Source organism: Westiellopsis prolifica IICB1 (assembly GCF_004323185.1).
Classification (GTDB): Bacteria; Cyanobacteriota; Cyanobacteriia; order Cyanobacteriales; family Nostocaceae; genus Pelatocladus; species Pelatocladus prolificus_A.
This window is the reverse complement of record NZ_NAPS01000002.1, coordinates 1,681,324-1,707,529: the sequence shown is the minus strand read 5'-3', so window position 1 is coordinate 1,707,529 and position 26,206 is coordinate 1,681,324. Positions and strand designations below refer to the sequence as shown.

The window sequence follows — 26,206 nt, the reverse complement described above, 5'->3', positions numbered from 1 at the left end:
GAAACCACCAAGGCAATTACATATCAAACTTTATGATACTCTTTAGTCTTGGTGTTTTTCGATTTCTGAGTCCAAAACCTAATTTAAAGCTCAAAAATTTAATTTCTGAGTCCAAAACCTAATTTAAAACTCAAAAATTTAATTTCTGAGTCTAAAACCTAATTTAAAACTCAAAAATTTAATTTCTGAGTCTAAAACCTAATTTAAAACTCAAAAATTTAATTTCCGAGTCGCAAGACTTGATTTACAGGCGAAGGAGCAGGCTATGATGTTTTAGTTAGCAAAGGCTTGCTGCAAACCCAACAGATAATAAAAACTGACCACTGATAACTGTCTCAAAGTATGGCAGGACATAGTAAATGGGCAAATATTAAACGCCAAAAAGCAGTAGTGGATGCCAAAAAGGGTAAGACATTTACTCAACTTTCACGAGCAATTATTATTGCTGCTCGGAGTGGTATTCCAGATCCAGCAGGTAATTTTCAACTGCGAACAGCAATCGACAAAGCCAAAGCGGCGGGTATTCCCAACGAAAATATTGAAAGGGCGATCGCTAAAGGTGCGGGAACTTTTGCGGGTGATGGATCTCAGCTTGAAGCTATTCGTTACGAAGGTTATGGCCCTGGAGGCGTTGCTGTTTTAATCGAAGCCTTAACAGACAATCGTAATCGTACCGCTGCGGACTTACGCGCCGCCTTTAGCAAAAATGGCGGTAATCTTGGTGAAACAGGATGTGTCAGTTGGATGTTTGACCAAAAAGGCGTTTGTATTGTTGACGAAGTAGAAGATGAAGAAAAACTTTTAGAAGCATCCCTAGAAGGTGGTGCAGAATCTTACGAAATGACCGATGAGAAAACTGCTGAGGTTTTTACTGAGGTGACAAATTTAGAAAACCTCAACCAAACTCTCAAAGAAAATCATTTTCAGGTAACAGACGCCGAACTACGTTGGATTCCAACTAACAGCGTCGAAGTGAATAACCCAGAACAAGCGCGATCGCTACTTAAATTAATAGATACTTTAGAAGGCTTGGATGATGTACAGAACGTCACCGCTAATTTTGAAATGTCAGAAGAATTAATGACTGTCATGTCTTAGGTTCAACTGCAACAGGAATTTCACATTAATTACACAGCACTGACATATTAGTTTGAGATATTGATATTGTTGATGACCAAATGTTAGTAACAGGTAGTGCCAAGCAACCAACAACTAACCATTAACAACCAAATAACAAGTTACTTTACCTTACTCTTCAACACACTTAAACACGGTTTTTACCCTACTGCGTTCCTCATGCACCAGTAGGGTTTTTATTTATACCCTCTTCTTAAATTTTTAATTTTTAATTGTTTACTCCCCCTTGTCCTCCACAGCGCGATCGCGTAAAAATAATAATTAAAACGCTGTAATTTGTCTTAACAATGGCGCAAGCACAGCTTCCACAAACTTTTCCCCCAAACCAGGTAGCTACAAGAAAACGGGAATATGACTATGATTTGGTCATAGTCGGCGGCGGAATTATCGGCCTCACCCTAGCCTCTGCTTTTAAGAACTCAGGATTAAGTATCCTGCTAATTGAAGCAAAACCAGAATCCGCAGCAGTAGCTAAGGGACAAGCTTACGCCGTACATATGCTGTCGGCGCTAATTTATCAAGGTATTGGAGTCTGGGACAAAATCTTACCCCAAATAGAAACTTACCGCCGCGTCCGCCTTTCTGATGCTGATCACCCAGATGTGGTGGAATTTACCACAGCAGATATTCACAAACAAGATTTGGGTTATGTGGCGGAACACCAAGCCCTGTTGTATCCTCTGCGCGAGTTTGTCAAAGATTGTCCAAATGTGACTTATTTATGTCCAGCAGAAGTCATCAGTACTCATTATCACTGGGACATAGCCACAATCGATATCAAAGTCGCCGGAGAAATGCGGACAGTCCGTAGCAAATTAGTAGTAGCTGCTGATGGTTCGCGATCGCCTATTCGCCAAGCTGCTGGGATTAAAACTCGTGGTTGGAAATACTGGCAGTCTTGCATTGTAGCATTTGTCAAACCAGAAAAACCACATAATCATACTGCCTACGAAAAATTTTGGTCTAGTGGTCCCTTTGCAATTTTACCTTTGCCGGGAAATCGTTGTCGCATTGTCTGGACTGCCCCCCATGAAGAAGCAAAAGCTTTGTGTGCTTTGGATGATGAGCAGTTTCTCCGAGAATTAAGTCGGCGTTTTGGTAATCAGCTCGGTAAGCTGGAATTGCTAGGCGATCGCTTTATTTTTCAGGTACAACTTATGCAAAGCGATCGTTACGCCCTGCACCGATTAGCTTTGGTCGGTGATGCAGCACACAATTGTCATCCTGTGGGCGGCCAAGGTTTAAACTTGGGTATCCGCGATGCAGCAGCTTTAGCCCAAGTGATTCAAAAAGCACATCAAATAGGTGAAGATATCGGTGATATCAAAATCCTCAAACGCTACGAACGTTGGCGGAAAAGGGAAAACCTCACTATTCTAGGTTTTACAGATTTATTAGATAGAGTCTTTTCTAATACATTCTTACCTGTAATGCTAGTTCGTCGTCTTGGTTTATGGGTAATGCAGCGAGTACCAATCTTGAAAATATACACTCTCAAATTGATGATTGGTTTGAAAGGACGCACTCCTGAATTAGCCCAACGTTGATATAGGATTTTTCGTCATAATTTTGGGGTTGTAGAGATGTTGCAGTGCAACGTCTCTATTTATTTGAGGGCGGGATGTCGTTGCCCATCAAATCTATCTAATACCATTTCACAAAAAATCTGATACAAATACAGACTCTGTAGAGACGCGATATATCGCGTCAGGGACAAAATTTATGTGTATCGTGATTAACGTGAAATGGTATAACTCACGCTTATTTAAATTTTTACTATGATTATTGAAGTTTTATTTAAGTAATAGTACTTAAATAAAATTCTTTTTATTACATTGCAGAAGCAATATTTTATACTTTAAAAATCAAATACACGGTATTAAATTTTACCCAAAATTTACTCGCAAAGCACTGACATTCAGACAATCCGAGGAGAAAATTCAGATAGAAGCACAATCTCTACCTGAAATGATTTTCAGGAAAAATTTGCTGAATTAAACCAAATACAGGGTTGTTTTGACTGATTTGTTATGCGGATTTTAATTTACTCTTATAACTACTATCCAGAGCCAATAGGCATAGCTCCTCTAATGACTGAATTAGCAGAGGGACTCGTTAAACGAGGACATCAGGTACGTGTAGTAACTGCTATGCCAAACTACCCAGAACGCCGAATCTACGACGCGTATAAAAAAAAGTTGTATCTGACCGAATATAAAAATGGTGTTCAAATTCAACGCAGTTATGTTTGGATTCGTCCTCAACCAAATTTACTTGATCGGGTGTTACTAGATGCAAGCTTTGTTGTCACAAGTTTTTTACCAGCCTTGAGGGGTTGGCGTCCAGATGTGATTCTTGCGACTTCACCATCTTTACCTGTATGTATACCAACAGCCTTACTGGGATGGTTACAAAATTGTCCTGTGGTATTAAACCTTCAAGATATATTGCCAGAAGCAGCGATTCATGTTGGCTTGATTAAAAATCAATTACTAGTTAGAGCCTTTACAGCATTAGAAAAATTTGCTTACCACACTGCGACTAAAATTAGTGTCATTGCTGATGGATTTGTAGAAAATTTGATAGATAAAGATGTAAAAGCGAATAAAATTGTACAAATTCCCAACTGGGTTGATGTCAATTTTATTCGCCCTTTACCAAAAGAAAATAATTCTTTCCGCAGGGAGAATCAACTAAATGATAAATTTTTAGTTTTATATTCTGGTAACATTGCCCTGACTCAAGGCTTAGAAACAGTGGTAAAAGCTGCCTCTACGTTGCAACACATTCCAGATATTAAGTTTGTGATTGTAGGAGAGGCAAAAGGTCTAGAAAGATTGCAACAAGAATGCCAAAACTTCGGTGCAGACAACGTTTTGCTGCTACCTTTTCAACCCCGTGAACAATTACCACAGATGTTGGCTGCTGCTGATATTGGTTTGGTAGTGCAGAAGAAAAATGTGATATCCTTCAACATGCCATCCAAAATTCAAGTTTTACTTGCCAGTGGTAAAGCGTTAATTGCATCTGTACCTGATAATGGTACTGCTGCAAGAGCAATTAAACAAAGCGGCGGCGGTGTTGTCGTTCCTCCGGAAGATCCCGATACTCTAGCCAAGGCAATTTTGGATTTGTACCAGCACCCTGAAAAAGTTAAAATTCTCGGCTATAATAGCCGTCAATTTGCTGTTGAGCAATATTCTTTTGATCAAGCTTTAAATCACTATGAGTCTTTGTTTTACACAATGATTGCCGATAGTCCAGTAATTGAATCAACTGTTGTTTCTAAGCAAGAAGTTAAAATCAGCTAACAGTGGTCGGTTATCGAAAATTTGGGTTTAAAACTCTGTGTTAGGTAGTAGTTTTAGCACCTCTGGTTAAGCTTTATCGATAGATTACCTGAGATCATAAATAAAAAAAAGTACATTTGGTTGCCAGTTTGGCAATTTTGCGATTGAAAAAGGCAAAAACACTCACAGGAAATTTGACTTTAAATACTGCTCGGTTAAGGATTTTTCGTCATAATTTTGGGGTTGTAGAGACGCGATATATCGCGTCTCTACAGGATTTAAATGTCAATTGATTTGTCTTATCCGAGGAGTATTGATTTGACTTTTTTTTAATAAAAAAGCACCCTCCGAATTGGAGGGCGCTTTCTCATCTATTCAATTGTAGAGACTGATTGCATCCAGGCTATCTGAAGATTAACCGTTGATAGCAGGAGCTTCAGTAGCAGCCAAGTCGAGAGGGAAGTTATGAGCGTTGCGCTCGTGCATGACTTCCATACCCAAGTTAGCGCGGTTGATGATGTCTGCCCAAGTGTTGATCACGCGACCTTGTGAGTCAATTACTGATTGGTTGAAGTTGAAACCATTCAGGTTGAACGCCATGGTGCTGATACCTAGCGCGGTGAACCAGATTCCAATTACAGGCCAAGCAGCTAAGAAGAAGTGCAAGCTGCGAGAGTTGTTGAAGGAAGCGTATTGGAAAATCAAGCGACCGAAGTAACCGTGTGCTGCAACGATGTTGTAGGTTTCTTCTTCTTGACCGAACTTGTAACCGTAGTTTTGAGATTCGGTTTCGGTTGTTTCACGAACCAAGGAAGAAGTTACCAAACTTCCGTGCATTGCGCTGAACAAGCTACCACCGAATACACCTGCTACACCGAGTTGGTGGAAGGGGTGCATTAAGATGTTGTGTTCTGCTTGGAACACCAACATGAAGTTGAATGTACCAGAAATACCCAAGGGCATACCATCAGAGAAGGAACCTTGACCCAAGGGGTAGATGAGGAATACTGCGCTTGCTGCTGCGACAGGTGCTGAGTATGCTACTGCAATCCAAGGACGCATTCCTAAGCGGTAAGACAATTCCCACTCACGACCCATGTAGCAGAATACGCCAATCAGGAAGTGGAAAATTACCAACTGGTAAGGACCACCGTTGTACAACCACTCATCTAAGGAAGCTGCTTCCCAGATGGGGTAGAAGTGTAAACCGATCGCATTAGAAGAAGGTACTACTGCACCAGAGATGATGTTGTTTCCGTACATCAATGAGCCTGCAACAGGCTCACGGATACCATCGATGTCTACGGGAGGAGCAGCGATGAAGGCGATGATGAAGCAGGTGGTTGCTGCTAAGAGGGTTGGGATCATGAGTACGCCGAACCAGCCTACATATAGGCGGTTGTCGGTGCTGGTTACCCAGTTACAGAAGCGATCCCATACGTTAGCGCTACGAGCGTTTTGTAAGGTTGCTGTCATTGTTCTTATGATTGCGTTAAGTGGATTATGTATGATGTGTTAGCAAGTTCTCTTGCTTGTTTTTAAGATTACTTTACATTTAGTTACAAAAGCAAGAGATTTATATTCACCTTTTATTTTATAAGTCATCAGGTTTACTTATCTATTACTCTAAACCAGGGCTTTAAGCAACGCCTGAAGTTTGAGTTGAATTTCTGCGAGTTCTTTTTCTGGATCGGAACCTGCAACGATACCAGCACCAGCGTAAAGTCTGGCGCAATCGCCATCTATGAGTGCGGAACGAATTCCAACAACAAACTCACAGTTACCGTCTGCATCTACCCATCCCAAGGGTGCAGCGTATAAACCTCTCTCAAAGCTTTCGTAGCGGCGAATTTCGGCACAGGCTGCATCTGGTGCAGTCCCAGCAACTGCTGGTGTGGGATGTAGTTGGGAAACTATTTTTAAAGGATGCACCTCATCGGGAACTATGGCGCTAATTGGTGTCCATAGATGTTGAATATTAGATAATTGTCGCAACCGGGGTGGTAGTATTTGCGGTAATAAACCTAGTTGCGAGAGACGTTGAGTAATAAAATCAATTACTAGGGAATGTTCGTGTCTTTCTTTCTCACTATTGAGTAGGCGATCGGCATTGTTAGCATCTTCAGCAGGTGTTTCGCCTCTTGCTGCACTACCTGCTAAAGCATCGGTGATTAATTGTTGGTTGTGAATACTAATTAAACGTTCTGGACTTGCACCAACAAAGTTTTGTCCTTTGCCGTTGCTTGTAGAGAAAACATAACAATTGGGATGTAGCTGTCGCAAGTTATGCAAGGAATTAAACAAATTAAATGTGGTATTGGATCTCACATCTAATGCATCTGCTAGGACAATTTTACTGATATGGGTAGATTGAATAGTTTCAAGGGCCGACAACACAGAACGTTTGAATTTTTCTGGATTAGCTACAGATTTTTTACTAAATTTTGGCTCTTGAAAATCCTGATGGGGAGAATAAAATGTTGAAGAGTGAATAGTTTCAATTTTTCTCCACAAATTTTGCAATATTCTTTCAATATTTATTTCCGGATGAATGACAAAATTAGCAACTAAGATACAGCATTCATCTTTAACAGCTATTTGCCAACGAGGAAGAAAAATTGTCGCGGCTGGAAATGGATAACTTTCTTGCTGGTTTCGATCAAAAAAACTAAAACTACAAAAAAATAGTGGTTTGGAAAAATATCTTTCTGTATCGCCAAAATTAATTATATTTTTTAAACAATATTTGATAAATGCTTCAGATTTTGTAAATCTTTCTTTTCCCTCTATTTGTAATTTTGCTACAGCATCAATAGCAGCGATCGCTTCTTTTTTACCTTGGTTTTCCCAATAAAAATTTAGTTGATGTGGTTGTGCCAGTTTATCAAGTACTACCAAGGGGTCAACCAAGTTAATTTCTAGGGCAATACTGGCAACTTGAGTGGAATTATTTTTTATACTCTTGCGCTGAACAGCAAAAAGAAATTGGTATAGTTCCCTATTATATACAAAAAAGTCAGCGGCACATGGTGAAACTGTCATGGATCTAAAAATAGTAAATTTTTTTGAAGTAATCTTCCTAAACAGTGATAAATCATGGTCGTATTTCTACAGGTAACATAAACAGTCGCTGTTTCACCAGCGTGTTAGCTCTGCCAAATTATGGTTTTGCAATACCATGTGTGGTCTTGCCTAGCTTTGCGCTGCATGTTGTGACTAATAGCAAGAAAATAATTTCATTCGTAGAAAAATATTTCTTGATGATGTTACCTGCATATGGTTTGCAGAAAAACCATATGTTTTAGGCATAAGAAAGTCCTAACAATATAATTCATTGTGACTGATGACTACAAATTTGATTTCGTATCCCAAAAATAATGCCAAAAATCAGCTATGGATGGCGGCCATAAAACCGCCGATGTATAGTGTTGCTATTATGCCTATCTGGGTAGGAACGGCTGTAGCGTTTGCGGAAACGCATATTTTGAATTGGGCCGTTTTTGGTGTTTTCTTAGCTGCGGCAATTTTAATTTTGGCATGGGAAAACCTCAGCAATGATGTTTTTGATTCTGAGACGGGAATTGATCAAAATAAACATCATTCTCTGGTGAATTTAACAGGTAACAAACTATTAATATTTTGGTTAGGAAATCTATTTTTGTGTTTAGGTTTACTGGGAATACTAGCGATCGCTTGGTGGCAAGGTGACTGGACTGTAATTGGATTAGTTCTGGTCTGTTGTGCTTTAGGCTACGTTTACCAAGGGCCTCCCTTTCGTTTAGGATACCAGGGTTTAGGTGAAATCCTCTGCTTTTTTGCCTTTGGACCAATTGGTATGTCGGCAGTATACTACAGTCAAACTCAAAGCTGGTCAATACAGAATTTAGCAGCCTCAGTGATTGTTGGTATCCCCACAACTTTAATTTTGTATTGTTCCCACTTTCATCAGGTTACAGACGATTTAGCAGCAGGTAAGCGATCGCCTATTGTCCGTTTGGGAACCAAAAGAGGCGCACAAGTTTTGAATTGGTTTACTGCTAACATTTATCTGCTCACCTTACTATTTGTTCTGGGGGGAATTTTTCCTGTGTGGACATTACTGAGTTGGGTTAGTTTACCCTTCGCAATCAAATTATGTCGCCACGTCCAGCAAAATCACAGCAACCCAGAAAAAGTCAGTAACTGTAAATTCATCGCCGTCGCTGTACATTTTTGGTGTTGTTTGCTATTTGGTGTAGGATTTATGTTTTAATCAAGTGATTTGAGTTTTAAGCGATTCGTGGTAATTGTCCTTAGTCCTTAGTCCTTAGTCCTTAGCCCTTAGTCCTTAGTCCTTAGTCATTTTTGTAATTACTAATGACAAATGACAAATCACCAATGACAAATCACCAATTGATTTGATGTGAATTATAAATTTGAATTTCGTCCTTACCAGCGAAAATTTGTGCGCGGGATTGCTACCAGTCACGGTATTTGGGAGATTCGTGAAGGTATTATTCTTCGCCTCACAGATGAAAATAACAAAGTAGGTTGGGGAGAAATAGCGCCGATTAGCTGGTTTGGTTCCGAAACCCTAATCCAAGCGTGGGATTTTTGTTGTCACCTACCAAAGGAAATTACCGAGGAAACTATTTTTTCCATCCCTGATCAGTTACCCGCTTGTCAATTTGGATTTGAATCAGCACTTTTTTGTTCACCCACTCCCACTAATCCCCTCACCTATAGCGCCTTACTACCCGCTGGAGAAGCAGTTCTACAAACATGGGAAAATTTGTGGCAACAAGGGTACTCTACTTTCAAATGGAAAATAGGTGTTTATCCGACGCCTGTTGAACTAAAAATTTTAGATTTACTTACACAAAGCTTACCAACTTCTGCAAAATTGCGATTAGATGCTAATGGTGGATTGAAGCAAGAGGAAGCAAAGTTGTGGTTAGAGAGTTGCGATCGCTTGAACACTAATATTGAATATCTTGAACAACCCTTATCTGTAGATCAATTTCCGCAAATGCTGGAGTTGAGTAAATCCTACAAAACAGCGATCGCTTTAGATGAATCTGTCGCCACACTCCCACAGCTAAAATACTACTTTCAACAAGGTTGGCGAGGAATTTTTGTAATTAAACCAGGAATAGTCGGTTCTCCATCCCAACTGCGTCAGTTTTGTCAACAGCATGAAATTGATGCAGTGTTTTCATCTGTGTTTGAAACTTCTATTGGCAGAAAAGCAGCCCTCCAAATAGCAGTAGAATTATCCAGACACAATCGAGCAATGGGCTTTGGTATTAATCACTACTTTGCTGAAGATGAGGGAACGGGGATTGGGGATTGGGGATCGGGAAGTGTGGGAAGTGTGGGAAGTGTGGGGGGAATTATTTAACAAGTCTCTTCCCAATGCCCGATGCCCAATGCCCGATGCCCAATGCCCAATGCCCAATGCCCAATGACCAATAACAAATGACCAATAACAAATGACAACCAACCAGAAATGGAGATATTAGGAAATTTTAATTTGGTGTGCGATCGCAGTGATGAACTGGCACAATTAACTGAAGAATTTTCTTCAGAATTAATAAACTTCTCTGACTGGCAAACAACACCAAATGTCATTTTAGCTGAACACGAACCTGTAAGATTTTTAGCCTGTTTTCTTGCTGCTTACATTGCTAAGTGTCCTGTGTTTATTGGTAATCCTAACTGGGGAAAACAGGAATGGCAACAAGTATTTAATTTAGTACAGCCAAATATTATTTGGGGAGTCAATCATCACGAATTGGTCATTGATAATCAGAAAAACAATTACCAATTACCAATTACCAATTCTCCATATATCATGATTCCCACCGGCGGCTCATCTGGTAATATCAAATTTGCTGTTCACACCTGGGAAACTCTCACATCTTCAGTACGTGGATTTACAGAATATTTTCAACTACAAACCATCAATTCCTTTTGTGTGTTGCCTCTATATCATGTCAGTGGCTTGATGCAATTTATGCGGTGTGTTACCACTGGTGGTAAACTAGTAATTTCACCTTTTAAAGAATTAGAATATAGTTGTAAATTATATCAATTTGAACAAGCAAATTTCTTTATATCTTTAGTACCAACTCAGCTACAAACTCTCTTACAAAATTCAAATTTAACAGCATGGCTATCCCAATTCAAAACAGTTCTTTTAGGAGGTGCGCCAGCTTGGGATGAAATTTTAGAAAAAGCAAGATATTATCAAATTAAATTAGCTCCGACATATGGCATGACAGAAACGGCTTCTCAAATTGCCACACTCAAACCAGATGATTTTCTCAAAGGTAAAGTTAATAGTGGTCAAATTCTTCCTCATGCCAAAGTTAAAATTACCAACGAAAAAGGCAAATATTTAAATAATCATCAAACAGGAAATATAACTATTCAAGCAGAATCTTTAGCTCTTGGTTACTATCCCCTGGTTCCCAACCTCGAAATCATAGCCCCTAATTTCCTAACAGATGATATAGGCTTTATAGACAAAGAAGGCTATTTAAATATAGTCGGGCGTAAGAGTGACAAAATCATCACTGGTGGAGAAAACGTCTACCCCACAGAAATAGAATCAGCAATTAAAGCAACTGCAATGGTAACTGATGTTTGCGTCGTGGGTATATCCGATCAACATTGGGGACAAGCAGTAACAGCTATTTATGTTCCCAAAAACTCAAATCATTCTGTGGTAGAAATTCAAAACTTACTGAGAGAGCAACTCAGCAAATTTAAACTTCCTAAACACTGGATTGCTGTGGAAAATTTACCCCGTAATTCTCAGGGTAAAATCAATCGACAGCAATTACACGAAATCGCTTTAGAAACCCTGAAAAACTCGGAAAAATAACCTTTCTAAATCAACTTTGTACAGACGCGTAGACGCTCGTAAGAGCGGCTTCAAGGTAAGAGTAGAATCGCGTCTCTGCTGATTTTTAACTTTTCAAATCGCCTCTCTCGATTTTCTTCTCTCTGCTTTTTCCGCTTCTGATGCGTTCACTTCCAACCATTCAATCATCTGCTGAGGTAAATCTGTTTTTTGTCTGCTAGTGGTATCAATACAAACATGTCTGGTAAATGCTTTAGCTACCATCACATCTGCTACTAAAATTTCGTAATTGATTTCAAATTTTTCAGCACTTAACTTTTGTGGTATTAAAGTAACAACTAATTTATCACCACAAAATGTAGGACGAAAAAAATCTACATTAGCATGAACAATAGGGTAAGCTACCGATGAGTTATTAAAAAATTCCTTAATATTAATACCAGATACTTCTAAAGATTCCTCATAAGCTTCATGGCAAATACTTAAAACATTGGCAAAGTAAACTACTCCAGCAGCATCGGTATCTTGAAAGCGAACGGTACGATGATAGTTAAAAGACATTTGTCGCAACCAAAATGATATTCTCTGGCTAATAGCTTAACTCCATAAACTCAATTAAAAATTGCACTTAATCAAACTAAAGGATTATATACATCTTCAGAACAAGGATTAAGGTAGGGACGCTGTAAATCTATTCCAAAACGTGCAAAATTTTGGTAAATGGTTTGTATCCTTTGTTGGGTAGAATTTTGTCCTTTTTGCCAAGCTTCTAACAAAGCATTAGTGACAATTTGACAACGGTTCATGCCAAAACTTTCTTGAGCAACAAATTTTTGGGCTGGTTCTTCAGCTAAACTTAGCCCAGGTGCTAAATATTTTGTAAATAAGGGAATTTCTGCATGAAAATGAGATTTGTGTTGTTTATACACACTTTGCAGAACTTCTCGCACTACCCAATAATTGTGCCGTTCAAAGTAAAGAACCCCTGAGTCAAAACGTTTATAAGCAGAGGAATTATACGGAACTTGCAAGCTAAAGGCAATACCAGCAGCATTGAGTTCCAATGTCAAGGTTTCCATGAGAGCGATCGCCCCCACTGGAGTTAAATTAAAATAAATCCGTCCTTCTCCTAAATCATTATCAGGATTTTCACTTAGTCTTTGGGCAACATTGCTAACTGCAACGTAACAACCATTTTGCAAGCGATTTTTTGGCATCCAAATACTTATGATATCGCCGACTCTGACAGTTTGCATCATTTGTTCTATGTGGTGTTCACCTTCAACATGTAATGTCAAACCGCCTTTACTCACGGCTAAACTACCATCTGGTTCGCGTCGTAACACCTGCCAACCAGAGTCATAATAACCAGTACCGTGATTGCTAGAGTGTAATTGGTCATACAATTGCCAATCAATCCCCAAAACGGAATTATTTCCTACATTTTTGTGGGGTAAAAAATTATTAGGTTCAGCATTCACTGCTAAAACACTTTGTAATGAGCCATTGTAATAAATACCATAGATAAAGTTTCTGACTAATAAAATGAGATATTTCTGCTGTATTGCTTGTGAATTTTTTTTTAATCTTTGTGCCAACTGACTTGGCAAAGCAAAAGATTGATAATTGGGATGGTAAATACAAAAGTTAGACTCGATTTGAATATTGCCGGCAATATCGAGTAGAGAATTTAGCAAATGCTGGTTAGAACAATCTATCATGACTTTGAATCTCCCCGTTTACTTTTTTTGTGATCAACACCCACGTAAACGGGTTTTACTATAGTAAATTCTGACTAAATTTTGTTCATTTTCCGTCTGAGGATGTTTAGTAGATTTCACCCAAGATTTGGTAATTTCTGATTCGGAGATTCCAAAAACTGTCATTATAGATTCTTGTGGTCTTGTAAGTAGACTTTTGGCAACTTGTAGCGTTGTAATACCGCTGTTATCAAAATATTTACGGTCTTGAATTGTTGCTTGTAAATGATGAATTAGTACCAAACCGGCAAACTGTACTACTCGTTGAATGAAGTCGCAACGGTAGTCTAAAATGCTGGGGAAAGCATCAAGATAAGCTTGAATTAAAGCAACTATAGAGGGGTGAAGAACTTCTAATGGTGTTGTGGCTAATTCTAGAGATTCTTCTAATTTGATGGACGGATCTACCACCAAGCTTTCTAACCAAATTTTCAAATAGCTTGCTACTAAGGTTCCTAAATCAAAAGCGGGATCTCCCCAACTACAAGTTTTCCAGTCAATGATCCGAATCAAGCAGTTATCTAGTTGTTTCCATCGAGAATGTACTAAGATGTTTTCTAGTTTGAGGTCGTTGTGAGTTAAGCAGCAAGGTTGCCATAAAGATGCTAACTCTGCGATCGCTGATTCTAAACTTTCATAACGTTGATAAAGAATATAAAACTTGAGTGCATCAGTCGGAACACTACCAAAAATTTCCGAGCTAAATGACTCTATTCCTTGGGTGGGATTGTAAAACTGATAGCGAAATTGACCTTGAGGAGCTGTTGCCATAAAATCACGATACTCTCGCTGATTAAATGTGGCACGATGCAGCACACCTAAGCTAGCACCGATGGCGCTGGCTATTTCCAAGGGATAAATATCATTTTGTTGATAAAAATTACCTAATTCAAAATATTCCGTTAGATAGTTGCGAACAAGTATAGATTCCTCTTCATCAAAATGCAGTAATAGTGATCCGATCTCCGCAATATTTCCTAAAACTGGAAACTGCTGCAATAACTGATGAAATAACCATTCATTAAATAATTCTTGGGGAATCCCATCATGTTCTATGTTACGTTCCTGCTTCACTAATAATTTGCGATCGCTTTCCAAATTTATCAATAAGTTTATATTTTTATTGCTACTTTCTACTAGCTCAGAATCCGCAACAACCCCATCCTCAGAACTACACAGTCCTACGTTTTGCAAATGCTCGATAAGATGGTGATTTGGAGAATACATTGAAAATACCATATATTATTTCCTAACTCGTAAAACTGCCTAGAGAATTAGCTATCTTGTTATTAGCTTTGTGTAAGTAGTATTAGCTAAGTAGTAAAAAGTCGTGAGTAAGAATATTGATTGTTACAATCTACTAATATCCTATATTGTCAGCAAAAACTTGCCAAAATGGCAATGCAGCCTTTACTTACCTTTAATTTTTGCTTTGTGAAAAATTTAAATATTTCAAAGTTTTGATGATGTTTAATTGATATTAGCTGCTTCTTGATAATTTTTTATTCATCAATCAAGACTGTATATGTATGTTTAAAAATTATCTTTTTAAATTTCACTCAGTAAATATCCACTCCAATAACATTATTCGATCAGGCTAATAACCTTACCTAATTAATCAAAGGTGATTATGTACACGATGAATATCGCGTTTGAAAAAAGTCAAAACAATTTTTCTCAGCCTTTGATTTATTTCAAGATGCCAGTTTATTGCTGCTATCCTGCACTAGATTTAATGGTTATAGATATAAACTGAAACTTCTTGAAAGCAAAATTCGCAAGTACAAAGAGTCCTGCGTATTTACCTGATAATATTGATTTTTTTTATAAAGAAGATAACTAAATTGTTAAAGTGTTGAATAGCTACTTACCTTCACTTTACATTATTTTTGCATAAAAAAACATGTATTTTGACTACTTTTCATCTTAAAAAACATTTTTTAATAACTTGAATAAACAGCGCAAAGAAACAATAAATCACTGAATAATGTAAATTACTTGATATTAAACTGGTTTTCTAAAAAATATTAGTTCACTATATAACCTTTCAGTAGTGTAGTAATTACTGAATCTGTGCAGAACCAAAGACAACAACTGAGACCATTTTGGATTTTAGATTACTCTACCTTGAAGCCGAAGAAGGCGCGTCTATGGAAAATGGAATTGAGAAACTCTTTGTGCATAAGAGTTCTATGAATCTATCTGCCGCATTGTTTCTTTAAATTGGTATGAAATTACAATGTACCGTAGCGCATACGGGAACGTGGGGAAAACAGAGGAACAGTTCTCAGACACTCTCGGAAAAATACCTAAAAGCTTGGGGACGTGAAGGTTGAGCGCTTGTTGGATGAACCGATAATCCTCTCGTCTTTAGGCGAGGGGAGTGTCAATCTTCTTGTTCCCAATTTTGGGTGTCATCACTTTCCCAATCAACAGGATCTTGGTAGCTTTCTTGATTTCGATACTGTTCTGATTTTTTGGTGCGATTGTAATGTCTAAGGGATTCTCTTTCCCTTGATGTCAGCGTTGTTTTTTGATTCACGAACAAGCGATCGCTTGTTCTTTTTCCACTTTTTGAACGGGTAAAACTTTTCCATGCGGCTTTAAAGCCAACAAATACGCTACGTGTATTAATTTGAATATTTTGAGCCTGCTGTTTAGCACTGTTCAAGCTTTGATCAACTTGTTTAACAACCCCAGAAGCACTTTTGACACCTTCACTAAGATCATCAGTCAGATCGGTAATTTCCAGACCTGTCATCCGGAGCGAATCCAGAGTCGGTGGTAACTCCCGCGAGAGGGTATCAAAAAACTTTTCAGCACTACGAGCAGCACGTGCTAACTCCTGAAATGCTGGTATAGCCACCACCAAAACAGCAGTTAGACTGATAGCCACCAAGAATATAGATAGTCCCAGCCAAAACAGCGGTTCACTCACAATTATGTTGTTAATTTAGTTATCTACATGCTCAGGAAGAGAATCTGAGTCACCCACTGTCTGATTAGCCGTTGTTTGTCCTTGTGGTGAATTTTTCCGTTTCATTGCTTGATTTTCTCGTTGACTAGCATCGATACCGGCAGCGATCGCTTCCCGTAGTCGATCTAAAGTCTCATCCCAGTTTCTGAGTGCATTTGCTCCCAGGCGGTCTGCCTGAATTTGCACACTAGTTGATAAATCTTCTGCTAAGTCTGGGAGCGCATCAGCAGATTTTTTCAACAGTTTACGCGTTTCGCGTCCTGTACGCGGAGCCATAAGCAAACCAGTCAAAGCACCGATAGTTGCTCCCAGCATGACACCGCCAATAAATACTCCAGAACGGTTGTTAGACATTGTAGTTTTCTCTCCTTAAACACATTTTATGGGGTTTTCATACATTGCAAGCCCTGAATTATTTAACTTTTCTCCGATAAAATCGACGCCAGAATCTTTGTCCAATCAATAATATGCTAAAAATTTGCTGCAATTGTTGAATTTGTAGCTCTAGCGCTTGATTTGTTTGCCGTAAATTATGAATATTCTGTCGGCTGATATCAAGAGCCTGAGGTGCTTGAGAAAATAAAGCATGGCTACAACGTTCAGCGATCATAAACAAATTAGTGAGCCTAGCTAGTAGCAGCCGCAGTCGCCAGACTCGCCAAGCAATGTACAGTAATACTAACGAGATGACTGTGTTGATTAAAACAACCAATTGAACCATTGCTTACCTTTTCCAGCGCCAAAGTTGAAAAACTTTATTTAAGCTGCACTAAGTTCTGATTTCATCATAGCGACAGAGCGGGATTCGGATCGGGGAAAGGGGATCGGGGATCGGGGAAAGGGGAAAGGGGAAACAGACTTGTTAAATAATTCTCCCTTGTCCTCCTTGTCCTCCTTGTCCTCCTTCCCGTGTCTCCCCAATCCCCGATCCCTGATCCCCAATCCCCTTATTCCTGCGATGCCGAAAATTCGCCTATACTGGCACTTTTGAGCGAAGCAGGTAAGGATTGAGAATTACCAGCATATGGTTGAGCTAGGTTAGAACGTAACTGGCGCATCAGGCTACCCATTTCCAGTGCTGACATGGCATAATCCCAGCCATGATTACTTTTGATACCAGCTCTTTCTAAGGCTTGCTGCATGGTATCGGTTGTCAAAATCCCAAAAACCACTGGTACACCAGTTTGAAAGGAAGCAGCAGCAATACCTTTTGCCACCTCAGAGGAAACATAATCAAAATGAGGTGTTTGTCCTCGAATGACAGCACCCATACAAATTATGGCGTCGTAGCGTCCCGAAAGAGCAAGTTGGCGGGCTACTACTGGGACTTCAAAACTCCCTGGAACCCAAACATAATCTACTTGAGAACCATGAGGATCAACATCGACGCCGTGGCGTTTCAAGCAATCTTGGCACCCCTCTAGTAATTTGGTGGTAACTAGATCATTGAATCGTCCAATTACCAATGCAAACCGTAAAGGTTCTGTCTGCGTAAAAGTTCCCTCGAAAACTGCCATGACCGCCTCTAAATCAACTATACTCTTGCCAATATATACATTTCTTCTATAAAGACAACAGGAGCAACGGAGACAAATAGACGCGGTGAAGGAGAGACGTGCTGACGCGGAGTGTTAAAATTTCCCCGCATCTCAGTGTCTACTTATTCCCGTGTTTTCTATTGCCTTTGTTGCCCCTGTTATTTTTATGCTATTTACTTAGTAGCTCTTCTTACACCCTTACACGCTTGCACCCTTACACCCCCATACCCATTTTCAACTAAACTACGAAAAAGCTTAGGAGTGCAACTAGAACTACTAAGCCGATCCAAGTTCCAGAGCCAAGCCACAGCAGTTTCTTGGAATCGTTCCAGTTTTGCGGAGTGGCGTAGGCAACAGGAACGCCAATCACCATTGCAAAAGATACAAGTACCAGAGCTAACAAAGCAATTTGGAATATAATACTCATTTTCCCTTCTCCCAAGACAGCGAAGATTCTAGTTATTAAAGATAGAATATCTACAGAGTTAAACCAACATTCTTCCTTATTGTTAAGCTATCAGAAATTGCAACATTTTAGTCATCGTCCTTTGTCATTTGTCCTTTGCCCTTCGTCCAATGACTAATGACTACTGACTACTGACCAATGACTTTTGACTATGGATCTAATTCTTTGTCATACAACAGCTGATTTTGATGCTTTGGGGGCGGCGGTAGGATTAACACGTTTGCTTCCTGGTAGCAAAATTGTGTTAACTGGCGGCGCTCACCCACCAGTGCGGGATTTTTTGGCGCTGCATCGGGATGAGTATCAATTAATTGAACGGCGTTCTGTGAATCCGAAAAAAATCCGTTCTTTGACTGTAGTAGATACTCAATATCGCGATCGCCTGGGTAAAGCCGCAGAATGGTTAGATTTACGCCATCTTAAAGAAATCATAGTTTATGATCATCACCTTGGGCAACATGGTGATATTCCTGCGACAAAATTACACATTGCCCCTGTAGGAGCTACCACAACTCTGATTGTGGAGGAATTGCAAAAACAGCAAATTTCCCTCTCAACTGCCCAAGCAACTGCGATGGCGTTGGGTATCCATGTTGATACAGGTTCCCTGCTCTATGATCACACTACACCACGGGATGCTCTGGCTTTGGCTTGGTTAATGCAGCAAGGAGCAAGTTTATCGGTAGTTGCTGAGTATGTAGAACCTGGTTTGTCTCCCCAATTGCAGCAGTTATTATCAGAAGCTATTGACGATTTACAATATTTATGCATCCGAGGATATACCCTCGCTTGGGTAACGTTAGTAACTGATGGTTATGTACCAGGTTTATCGAGTCTAGCTTCCCAACTGATGGAGTTGACAGAAATAGATGCTTTATTGTTGGCGAACAAATATGGTGTGGGAGAAGGCGATTCACGCTTCACAATCATTGGGCGATCGCGAATTCCTGAAGTCAACCTCCACCAAATCTTTCAACCACTAGGTGGTGGTGGACATTCGCAAGCAACATCGCTGAATTTGCGGGGTGTAAATTGCCGAGAAATACTCAATCAATTATTAGAAGGATTAAAAGCGCAAATTCCCTACCCACCAACAGCACGGGATTTGATGTCATCGCCAGTTCGGACGATTCGCCCAGATACCACCATCGAGGAAGCACAGCGAATTTTGTTACGCTACGGACATTCTGGTTTATCTGTAGTTGATACCCAAGGTAATTTAGTAGGTATTATCTCCCGTCGGGATCTTGATATTGCTTTGCATCATGGTTTTAGTCATGCACCTGTTAAAGGTTACATGACAATCAATCTTAAGACCATTACTCCTAACACCACCCTGCCAGAAATTGAGTCATTAATGGTGACTTATGACATTGGACGCTTACCTGTATTAGAAAATGGAGAATTGGTAGGTATAGTCACCCGCACTGACGTTTTGCGAGAGTTGCATCAGCAGAATGATAGCGAAAGGGGGAGAAACGGTGAAAGGGGAACAGAAGGGGAAGATGATGTTGAGATTCCGACATTAGCACAATTGCGCGATCGCCTCAATCCGAAACTCTGGGAATTACTCACCAAAGCATCTGCCCAAGCCAAACAACGGGGTTGGCATTTATATTTAGTAGGAGGAGCAGTACGCGACCTGCTACTAGCCAAAGAAGCATCTGGTAGTTTGTTAATCAAAGATATTGACTTAGTCGTTGATGGTTTTCATAAAACCGCGGATGTTGGCGCAGGTGTAGAATTAGCAAAAGCACTCCAGCAAATTTACCCAGCAGCACGGTTAGATATTCATGGTGCTTTTCAAACTGCGGCTTTACTTTGGCACAAAGATCCAGAATTAAATTCTTTGTGGGTAGATATTGCCACTGCTAGAACAGAATTTTATCCTTATCCAGCGGCAAATCCGGAAGTCGAAGCTAGTTCGATTCGCCAAGATTTGTATCGGCGTGATTTTACCATTAATGCTTTAGCACTGCGACTGACTCCTCCCCATGCAGGGAAACTGCTAGATTTTTTTGGTGGTTTGCTAGATTTACAAGCAAAGCAAATTCGTGTTTTACACGCCAACAGTTTTATTGAAGATCCCACCCGTATTTATCGCGGTGTACGCTTTGCTGTGCGCTTTGGATTTAAAATTGAATCCCAAACAGAAGAATATATTCGTTATGCGATTAACAGTGGTGTTTACGATCGCACCACAAAAGAAAATCACAAAACACCTGCACTCCAAACCCGCCTCAAAACAGAATTAAAGCACATCTTAGAAGCACCTTATTGGCAAGCAGCTTTGCAATTACTTGGAGATTTGGGAGCATTACAGTGTATTCATCCGAGTCTGAAAAAATTAGATGCAGAATTATTGCGGCGATTACGATTACTAGAACGCTGTTTACACAAATTTGATTTAGAAGAAACTCTGCTGACTCACTGGCAAATGCGCTTAGAGGTGATTATCGCTCACCTCGCCTCACAATATCGAGCTAAAGTAGCTAAAAATCTCCAACTACAAGAAGATAGCATTGAACGCTTGGAAAAATTAGCTCAAGTACAAGCTAAGGTAACAGATGCTTTACCCAGTTGTCAGCTTCCTAGTCAGGTGGTGAAATTGCTGCGATCCTATGATTTACCCATGTTGATTTTAGTTGCTTTACACAGTTCCCGCCCAATTAGGAAGCAAATATGGCATTATTTGACGGTTTGGGCGGATGTTCAGCCGATATTAAATGGAAATGACTTGAAAAAACTTGGTTACAAACCAGGACCACAATATCGGCAAATGTTAGATGATTTACTAGCTGCGACATTAGATGGAAAGATTTGCGATCGCACTTCCGCAGAAAAGTTTTTAAATATAAATTATAAAATCTGAATCAATCTGATCAAAATTTGATTTTAATCCCTATTGAGATTTTTGTTTCTTCTGATTAAACAAACCAGACATACTCAAACCCGTAACTATCAATCCAATAATTCCTAAACCATTCAACATCGGATAGATTGCTTGAAGATGAAATATTTCGCCTGTATGGATACTTAAAATCAATCCAGATGAAATCCCTGTGTTAATCGGCCATTCTCTGACAACGGTTGCTAACATTCCTGTCAGCGCAGTTAAAATCAATGGCAAAGCAATAATGATCGCGAGAGTGCGGTGATACTTGCGAAATACACGTTTCATAGTGGTTATTCAGAAAAAATTAACTAATAAAATTTAATATAATCACCAAAATAAATTTTATTAAATATTAACTTAAAAATTGTCTGGAAAAATTGAGAGAGTGAAAATGCCGACTTCTTGAAGAAGTCGGAATTTTGTTGTTCGTGAATTTTTTCACAAATAATTAAACATATATAACAAAAAATTATATTCAAATAAACTAAAAATATCAATTACTTATGACTTTTCTTAACTGTCTTAACTGTCTTAAGTATCCTTGCATTTTCGCTTTGATGCTGAGAATATGCAAAGGCATATGTGCCAATCCCAATTTACAATACTCGCGCTTTGCGCTCAAAGCAAGCTACGCAATTAAAAAACTTAGATGCAGTAAAGCTTTCAGGGTTTACATCTGTATCATATTTTTTGTGAAATGGTGTCAGTACCAGACGCGATATATCACGTCTGGTACAGGGTCTGTATTTGTATCAGGCTTTTCGTGAAATGGTATGAAACACTACTTTCGCTAATTTTTTCTTGGTAAACATAATAAAGGTTTCTATGTCTGATATCAAAAAACTTGGTCAATCTTGGACATTTAATTGGTTCTTTGGTTTTGGAGAGATCCCGACAGATGAGGATTGTTGCATTTATATGAAATCGGTTTTATGTTGCGCTAAAGGAGATGGAACTCTCTCACCAGAAGAAAAGAATTGGGCGGTTGGATTCTGTGCATCTTGGGGAGTAGCAGACTGGGTGATTGAAGAGCTAAAAGCATATGAAGCGGATGAAGATTTAGCAGAAGTCATTGCTCGTTCTCCTCAGGTATCCATAGCACAGAGAGATTTACTTCTCACTGCAATTAGGGCTTGTGCTGCCGATGCAGAATATCATGAAGAAGAAAAGGCAAAAATTCGGCAAATGGCTTCTATTATCGGGGTTACAGAAGATGTAGTAGAGCAATTAGAGCAGCTACAAAAAGAAGAATCAGCACTACGCCAAAAGCGCATTAACCTCTTATATCCTGAGAAAAGCCCCTATTAATACAGGGAGCATCCCAAATGTTCAAAAAACGCCTGCGATTGAAATCGCAGTCTTATAGTGAAAGTCTGCTTTAAGCAGACTGTTTGATTTTATGAAGTTTAAACCGTTCCACACCCTTTGCTTTGCGGTATTTTGAAAAAATTGGGATGCTCCCTTAATATCTCTTAATACAGTTGTCAGCCAAAATCTTTAGTAGAGACGTGAAATTTCACGTCTCTACACTTTTTTTATGTATGGGTGTGACATCGCTGAGGAGGTGGGTAAGTAACAAAAAGTAAACACGCACCAAATCCTTACTAATGACCAATGACCAATGAGTTGTACAGAGGCGATTTATCGCGTCTCTACCAATGACCAACGACCAATGACCGTACGTCTAGTAAATTTGTGCCGACATACTTATAAATATTCTTACTTTATTTATTTATGGGATAATATTTGAGTAACTTGCTCAGGAAGCATCTCAATATGTGCAGAAGACCTTTGGCGATCGCGAATCGCAGTTATACAGACAAACTCCACCTGGTATTGTTATATAAACTTGTGCAGGTCGGTTGAGTTTGTGTAACTCGATTGAAACCGCCAAGTTGCAAATTTGGGATAATGCCTTTGTTCAGGTTTCAAACAGAGAAGTTTAAATACGCCAATAGAATATTTTTCAGCTGAGATTTTCAAATGTTCGGGTGAGCAACTTACGATTGATCAAGTCCATGAAGGATTAACTATTACTTCACCAAGCCAAAATTGACAGATATTGACCGGGGAAATCTACCCTCCACAATTCAAAAAAGTGGAGATATCGGGTGAGGTCAAAGGGAAAAGAACTCAAACTATCTCTTATTCTTTACCCAAGTGCAACAAAATTTTTGGTGGACTATTTAGTATTCTTCCTCTCGACGCTGCTCATACCCCAAATTACTGCCGTTGTTAGACTTGTGTGGTGTTACATGCAACAGAGGCGGATTCAGAAGATACCCCCATTCATCTTTCCCTTTGAGGTTATCAAACCCAATGGGAATGTATTATCTGTGGTTTTCGGTGCAGATATCAATGACCCCTTAGCAGATTTCTCCGTTCCGTATCAAATTAGACGATCTGATCGAAATGTGCGACGAGAATTAGAAAATAAATTAGAAGAATTTCGTCGGCTTTTGATTGTCGGACAACCAGGAATCGGGAAAACACGAGAAGCTGTTGAATTAGCACAACTTTATAACCGAGAAGGTTGGACGGTTCTCTGGCTTAAATCTGACGGATGGATTAATGAGCCAAATCAAGAACAATTACAAAAAATCGGTGCTAATCGCAAGTTGTTGTTTTTGCTTGACGACCTGAATCAAAGAATACATTACAATCGCCCCAAATTACCCCCCGGACTAGAACAATCTGAATTAGCTCCTTTGACTATACCGTTGCAACAACAATTGTGGCGAGTTCTAGAAGTTTATGAACGGTTCTGCGGTCAGGATAAAATACGGGTGATTGCTACTGTTCGTGATCAAACAGAGTTAGTAAATTCAGCGACGGAATGGGAAAAACAGCAATGGGAGCGTTTTCAGGTTTATGAACTAGCAAAACCGGAAAATGCAGCCATTGTTCAGCTACTATGTAATACTGTCCCGCAAACTAACATTAAAAGTAACGAAGAAGAATATCTGACGATCGCACAGAAAAATGACTCGACTTTCATGAATGCGATCGCCAATCTCCGGCGGTTGAGAAACCAAAATCTATCCTTAACCTCCAGCAATTACATTAACTTTTGCCAAGATACTTGGGAAAGATGCTACGCCGATGCAATCAAAAAACACCCAGCTAGCAAATATGTTTATGATGCCATAGATTTGCTACAACAATTGCATCTGTCAGTTGAGCGATTTATCCTAGAACCAACTGTTTTATTAATCATGGGAGAAAACTCCCAGCAACAGTTACAGCATCGTTGGCTGATTCGACGAGTTCTCAATGATTTAATTGAAAGTGAATTTATCCTGAATCCGCGCGATGGACAAATAGCAGCCAAAGATAAGCAAATAGAAGTTGATGAATTTGTTAGTCCCTTATCCGAGTTGGTTTTAAGGCTAACAAATAAATATCCACAGCAAATGCTGGGTAAACTCTTTAATTTTGCCTGCCAACTATTAAACTTAAATCACCCCCAACAAGCCTTTACTTGCTTCGAGCAACTCCTCAAATACCACTGTGAAATTTCTGAGATTTGGTTTTATAGAGGTGTTTGTCTATACTATTTAGGAAATTATGAGGAAGCAGTTTCATCCTATGACAAAGCCCTGGCTCTTCAGAATGACTCTTACCAAGGTTGGTATAATCGGAGCCTAGCATTGCACCTATCGGGATGCTATGAAGAAGCAGTAGATTCCTATGACCAAGCACTTGCCATCAAATCTAATCTCCATCAAGCTTGGTATAACCGAGGTATCGCATTGTATTTTTTGGGACGTGATCAAGAAGCAGTTGCTTCCTATGATCAAGCACTAGCGATCAAACCAGACTATTACCAAGCTGATTATAGCCGATGTCAAGCACTAGAGAACTTGGGACGCTACCAAGATGCAATTGCTTCCTACGATAAAGTGCTAGCACTCAAAAGCGATCATTACCAAGCTTGGTATCACAGAGGGAATGCATTGTATTTATTAAAACATTACGATGAGGCAGTTGCTTCCTATGACCAAGCGCTGGTGTTCAAACCCGACTATTACCAAGCTTGGTACAACGGAAGTGTCGTTCTATACATTTTAGGATTATACGAGGAAGTAGTCACATCCTGTGAAAAAGTAGTAGCAATCAAACCCGAACATTACCAAGCCTGGTACAACAAGGGTAATGCATTGTACTTTTTGGGACACTACGAAGAAGCTATTGCTGCTTATGATAAAGTGCTGTTGATTCAGCCAGACTATGATCAAGCCTGGTACAACCGCAGTGTCGCCTTATATTCTCTAGGCTTACACGAAGAAGTAGTGACATCCTGTGACAAAGCAGTGGCGATCGCACCCGATCATTACAAAGCCTGGTACAACAGAGGAAATGGACTATACTCTTTAGGCAAATATCAAGATGCATTAGTTTCCTATGACAAAGCACTAGCTATCAAGTCTGACTATTACGAAGCTTGGTATAACCGGGGTGTAGTTTTGGGAAATTTGGGAGACTACAAAGAAGCAGTAGTTTGCTACGACAAAGCACTAGCTATCCAACCTCACAATTACCAAGCTTGGTACAGTCGAGGTAATGCGCTCAATAAATTAGGTTCTTATCAAGATGCGCTAATTAGCCTTAACAAAGCAATTGCACTAGTTCCTGATTCCTTTGAAGCTCACTACAACAAAGCTTGCTGTTATGCTTTGCAAGAAAATCTTGAATTTACCCTTGAAAGCTTACAACAAGCCATTAGTCTCAATCCTGAATGTCGTAAGACAGTAAAAACTAACTCCAGCTTTCAAACATTTCTCACAGATGAGCGATTTCAAACATTGATTGCTGTGGAATAGGGGAAAGGGGAAAGGGGAATAAATACGGTTCGGTTAGTGTTTATTTTTTTGTAGAGACGTGCCATGGCACGTCTCTACATTATTTATGTGTATCGCGATTAACGTGAAATGGTATCATTCATGATTGAGAGAGGGACACGTGAAATTAGCTCCCTTCTCCCAATTTTGGGCTACGGTGTACACACAAATCCTCTGATCCCCCTAAATCCCCCTTAAAAAGGGGGACTTTGATTCTAGTTCCCCCCTTTTCAAGGGCAGGGCTGTTTCATTCTAAAAAGGAAAATAGTAATAGGATATTATGGGCACAATGTCGTATTGCTCTGGTTAGGGAATCAAAACCATTGTGACGAAACAAGTTAATTACAAAACTGCGAAGAATGGAGAAATTTGCAGATGCATAACCATCAACCATTTGTGCCTTGTCTTCATCAAACACAACATCTTTGACCCAATGTCATCGATTTTCTACACC

At 39.5% G+C, this 26,206-nt stretch carries 20 protein-coding genes; 9 read left to right on the top strand and 11 right to left on the bottom strand.

Translation table 11 applies throughout. From position 1 onward, the window contains the following. The first annotated feature begins 342 nt into the window (after positions 1 to 342). From B4U84_RS21700 to B4U84_RS21690, 3 genes are all read left to right on the top strand, one after another. On the top strand, positions 343 to 1,098 hold the full coding sequence (locus B4U84_RS21700) for a YebC/PmpR family DNA-binding transcriptional regulator (RefSeq protein WP_017311246.1): 756 nt from the start codon (positions 343 to 345) through the stop codon (positions 1,096 to 1,098). A gap of 326 nt (positions 1,099 to 1,424) precedes the next feature. Then, positions 1,425 to 2,684 carry an FAD-dependent hydroxylase gene (locus B4U84_RS21695; RefSeq protein ID WP_131120535.1) on the top strand — a complete coding sequence of 420 codons (1,260 nt, stop codon included), beginning with the start codon at positions 1,425 to 1,427 and terminating at the stop codon, positions 2,682 to 2,684. A 483-nt stretch (positions 2,685 to 3,167) separates the two neighbouring features. After that, positions 3,168 to 4,448, top strand: coding sequence for a glycosyltransferase family 4 protein (locus B4U84_RS21690; RefSeq protein ID WP_131120534.1), 1,281 nt, complete (start codon positions 3,168 to 3,170; stop codon positions 4,446 to 4,448). 393 nt (positions 4,449 to 4,841) lie between these two features. Here the strand turns inward: B4U84_RS21690 and psbA are convergent, their stop codons facing one another. Together psbA and B4U84_RS21680 are read right to left on the bottom strand one after the other, a co-directional pair. Next, positions 4,842 to 5,903, bottom strand: coding sequence for a photosystem II reaction center subunit D1 (gene psbA / locus B4U84_RS21685; RefSeq protein ID WP_131120533.1), 1,062 nt, complete (start codon positions 5,901 to 5,903; stop codon positions 4,842 to 4,844). A gap of 150 nt (positions 5,904 to 6,053) precedes the next feature. Next, a complete protein-coding gene (locus B4U84_RS21680; protein ID WP_017311242.1) occupies positions 6,054 to 7,469 on the bottom strand; it encodes an isochorismate synthase in 1,416 nt (471 codons plus the stop codon). Between the two features lie 301 nt (positions 7,470 to 7,770). Here B4U84_RS21680 and menA point away from each other — a divergent pair, with 301 nt between their 5' ends. The 3 genes from menA (at position 7,771) to B4U84_RS21665 (ending at position 11,295) form a co-directional block, all read left to right on the top strand. After that, positions 7,771 to 8,679 (top strand): 2-carboxy-1,4-naphthoquinone phytyltransferase, encoded by a 909-nt coding sequence (gene menA, locus B4U84_RS21675; RefSeq protein WP_131120532.1) that lies wholly within the window; start codon positions 7,771 to 7,773, stop codon positions 8,677 to 8,679. Positions 8,680 to 8,829: 150 nt separating this feature from the next. Then, entirely contained in the window at positions 8,830 to 9,807 is a 978-nt protein-coding gene (locus B4U84_RS21670; protein ID WP_131120531.1) for an o-succinylbenzoate synthase, read from the top strand. Between the two features lie 108 nt (positions 9,808 to 9,915). Then, positions 9,916 to 11,295: a 2-succinylbenzoate--CoA ligase gene (locus B4U84_RS21665; RefSeq protein WP_131120530.1), complete on the top strand. Its 1,380-nt coding sequence runs from the start codon at positions 9,916 to 9,918 to the stop codon at positions 11,293 to 11,295. A gap of 93 nt (positions 11,296 to 11,388) precedes the next feature. Here B4U84_RS21665 and B4U84_RS21660 read toward each other — a convergent pair whose 3' ends face one another. From B4U84_RS21660 to psbZ, 8 genes are all read right to left on the bottom strand, one after another. Further along, positions 11,389 to 11,835 carry an acyl-CoA thioesterase gene (locus tag B4U84_RS21660; RefSeq protein WP_017311238.1) on the bottom strand — a complete coding sequence of 149 codons (447 nt, stop codon included), beginning with the start codon at positions 11,833 to 11,835 and terminating at the stop codon, positions 11,389 to 11,391. A 71-nt stretch (positions 11,836 to 11,906) separates the two neighbouring features. Then, positions 11,907 to 12,995, bottom strand: a complete 1,089-nt coding sequence (locus B4U84_RS21655; protein ID WP_017311237.1) for a T3SS effector HopA1 family protein — start codon at positions 12,993 to 12,995, stop codon at positions 11,907 to 11,909. Between the two features lie 33 nt (positions 12,996 to 13,028). Further along, the gene (locus B4U84_RS21650) at positions 13,029 to 14,273 is read right to left on the bottom strand and encodes a phosphotransferase family protein (RefSeq protein ID WP_131120529.1); all 1,245 of its coding nucleotides are present in this window, start codon (positions 14,271 to 14,273) and stop codon (positions 13,029 to 13,031) included. A 1,147-nt stretch (positions 14,274 to 15,420) separates the two neighbouring features. Beyond that, positions 15,421 to 15,972, bottom strand: a complete 552-nt coding sequence (locus B4U84_RS21645; protein WP_131120528.1) for a DUF948 domain-containing protein — start codon at positions 15,970 to 15,972, stop codon at positions 15,421 to 15,423. 15 nt (positions 15,973 to 15,987) lie between these two features. Further along, positions 15,988 to 16,365 carry a YtxH domain-containing protein gene (locus B4U84_RS21640; RefSeq protein WP_131120527.1) on the bottom strand — a complete coding sequence of 126 codons (378 nt, stop codon included), beginning with the start codon at positions 16,363 to 16,365 and terminating at the stop codon, positions 15,988 to 15,990. A 58-nt stretch (positions 16,366 to 16,423) separates the two neighbouring features. Next, on the bottom strand, positions 16,424 to 16,732 hold the full coding sequence (locus tag B4U84_RS21635; protein ID WP_017311233.1) for a hypothetical protein: 309 nt from the start codon (positions 16,730 to 16,732) through the stop codon (positions 16,424 to 16,426). Between the two features lie 226 nt (positions 16,733 to 16,958). Next, entirely contained in the window at positions 16,959 to 17,528 is a 570-nt protein-coding gene (gene ribH, locus B4U84_RS21625) for a 6,7-dimethyl-8-ribityllumazine synthase (RefSeq protein ID WP_017311231.1), read from the bottom strand. Between the two features lie 259 nt (positions 17,529 to 17,787). Then, entirely contained in the window at positions 17,788 to 17,976 is a 189-nt protein-coding gene (gene psbZ, locus B4U84_RS21620) for a photosystem II reaction center protein PsbZ (protein ID WP_017311230.1), read from the bottom strand. Positions 17,977 to 18,166: 190 nt separating this feature from the next. Between psbZ and B4U84_RS21615 the strand changes: the two genes are divergently transcribed. Beyond that, positions 18,167 to 20,887: a CBS domain-containing protein gene (locus B4U84_RS21615; RefSeq protein WP_131120526.1), complete on the top strand. Its 2,721-nt coding sequence runs from the start codon at positions 18,167 to 18,169 to the stop codon at positions 20,885 to 20,887. Between the two features lie 30 nt (positions 20,888 to 20,917). Here the strand turns inward: B4U84_RS21615 and B4U84_RS21610 are convergent, their stop codons facing one another. Beyond that, positions 20,918 to 21,196, bottom strand: coding sequence for a hypothetical protein (locus tag B4U84_RS21610; RefSeq protein WP_017311228.1), 279 nt, complete (start codon positions 21,194 to 21,196; stop codon positions 20,918 to 20,920). A gap of 540 nt (positions 21,197 to 21,736) precedes the next feature. Between B4U84_RS21610 and B4U84_RS21605 the strand changes: the two genes are divergently transcribed. Together B4U84_RS21605 and B4U84_RS21600 are read left to right on the top strand one after the other, a co-directional pair. Beyond that, positions 21,737 to 22,219 (top strand): tellurite resistance TerB family protein, encoded by a 483-nt coding sequence (locus tag B4U84_RS21605; RefSeq protein ID WP_017311226.1) that lies wholly within the window; start codon positions 21,737 to 21,739, stop codon positions 22,217 to 22,219. 947 nt (positions 22,220 to 23,166) lie between these two features. Further along, complete coding sequence (locus B4U84_RS21600; protein ID WP_131121026.1) at positions 23,167 to 25,734, top strand: tetratricopeptide repeat protein; 2,568 nt, start codon at positions 23,167 to 23,169, stop codon at positions 25,732 to 25,734. Positions 25,735 to 26,206: the final 472 nt, after the last annotated feature.

Excerpts from the sequence above, each read along its gene's own strand:
- B4U84_RS21700 (WP_017311246.1), top strand. The coding sequence starts at position 343 with ATGGCAGGACATAGTAAATGGGCAAATATTAAACGCCAAAAAGCAGTA.
- B4U84_RS21695 (WP_131120535.1), top strand. The coding sequence starts at position 1,425 with ATGGCGCAAGCACAGCTTCCACAAACTTTTCCCCCAAACCAGGTAGCT.
- B4U84_RS21690 (WP_131120534.1), top strand. The coding sequence starts at position 3,168 with ATGCGGATTTTAATTTACTCTTATAACTACTATCCAGAGCCAATAGGC.
- psbA (WP_131120533.1), bottom strand. The coding sequence starts at position 5,903 with ATGACAGCAACCTTACAAAACGCTCGTAGCGCTAACGTATGGGATCGC.
- B4U84_RS21680 (WP_017311242.1), bottom strand. The coding sequence starts at position 7,469 with ATGACAGTTTCACCATGTGCCGCTGACTTTTTTGTATATAATAGGGAA.
- menA (WP_131120532.1), top strand. The coding sequence starts at position 7,771 with ATGACTACAAATTTGATTTCGTATCCCAAAAATAATGCCAAAAATCAG.
- B4U84_RS21665 (WP_131120530.1), top strand. The coding sequence starts at position 9,916 with ATGGAGATATTAGGAAATTTTAATTTGGTGTGCGATCGCAGTGATGAA.
- B4U84_RS21660 (WP_017311238.1), bottom strand. The coding sequence starts at position 11,835 with ATGTCTTTTAACTATCATCGTACCGTTCGCTTTCAAGATACCGATGCT.
- B4U84_RS21655 (WP_017311237.1), bottom strand. The coding sequence starts at position 12,995 with ATGATAGATTGTTCTAACCAGCATTTGCTAAATTCTCTACTCGATATT.
- B4U84_RS21650 (WP_131120529.1), bottom strand. The coding sequence starts at position 14,273 with ATGGTATTTTCAATGTATTCTCCAAATCACCATCTTATCGAGCATTTG.
- B4U84_RS21640 (WP_131120527.1), bottom strand. The coding sequence starts at position 16,365 with ATGTCTAACAACCGTTCTGGAGTATTTATTGGCGGTGTCATGCTGGGA.
- B4U84_RS21635 (WP_017311233.1), bottom strand. The coding sequence starts at position 16,732 with ATGGTTCAATTGGTTGTTTTAATCAACACAGTCATCTCGTTAGTATTA.
- ribH (WP_017311231.1), bottom strand. The coding sequence starts at position 17,528 with ATGGCAGTTTTCGAGGGAACTTTTACGCAGACAGAACCTTTACGGTTT.
- psbZ (WP_017311230.1), bottom strand. The coding sequence starts at position 17,976 with ATGAGTATTATATTCCAAATTGCTTTGTTAGCTCTGGTACTTGTATCT.
- B4U84_RS21615 (WP_131120526.1), top strand. The coding sequence starts at position 18,167 with ATGGATCTAATTCTTTGTCATACAACAGCTGATTTTGATGCTTTGGGG.
- B4U84_RS21610 (WP_017311228.1), bottom strand. The coding sequence starts at position 21,196 with ATGAAACGTGTATTTCGCAAGTATCACCGCACTCTCGCGATCATTATT.
- B4U84_RS21605 (WP_017311226.1), top strand. The coding sequence starts at position 21,737 with ATGTCTGATATCAAAAAACTTGGTCAATCTTGGACATTTAATTGGTTC.
- B4U84_RS21600 (WP_131121026.1), top strand. The coding sequence starts at position 23,167 with ATGCAACAGAGGCGGATTCAGAAGATACCCCCATTCATCTTTCCCTTT.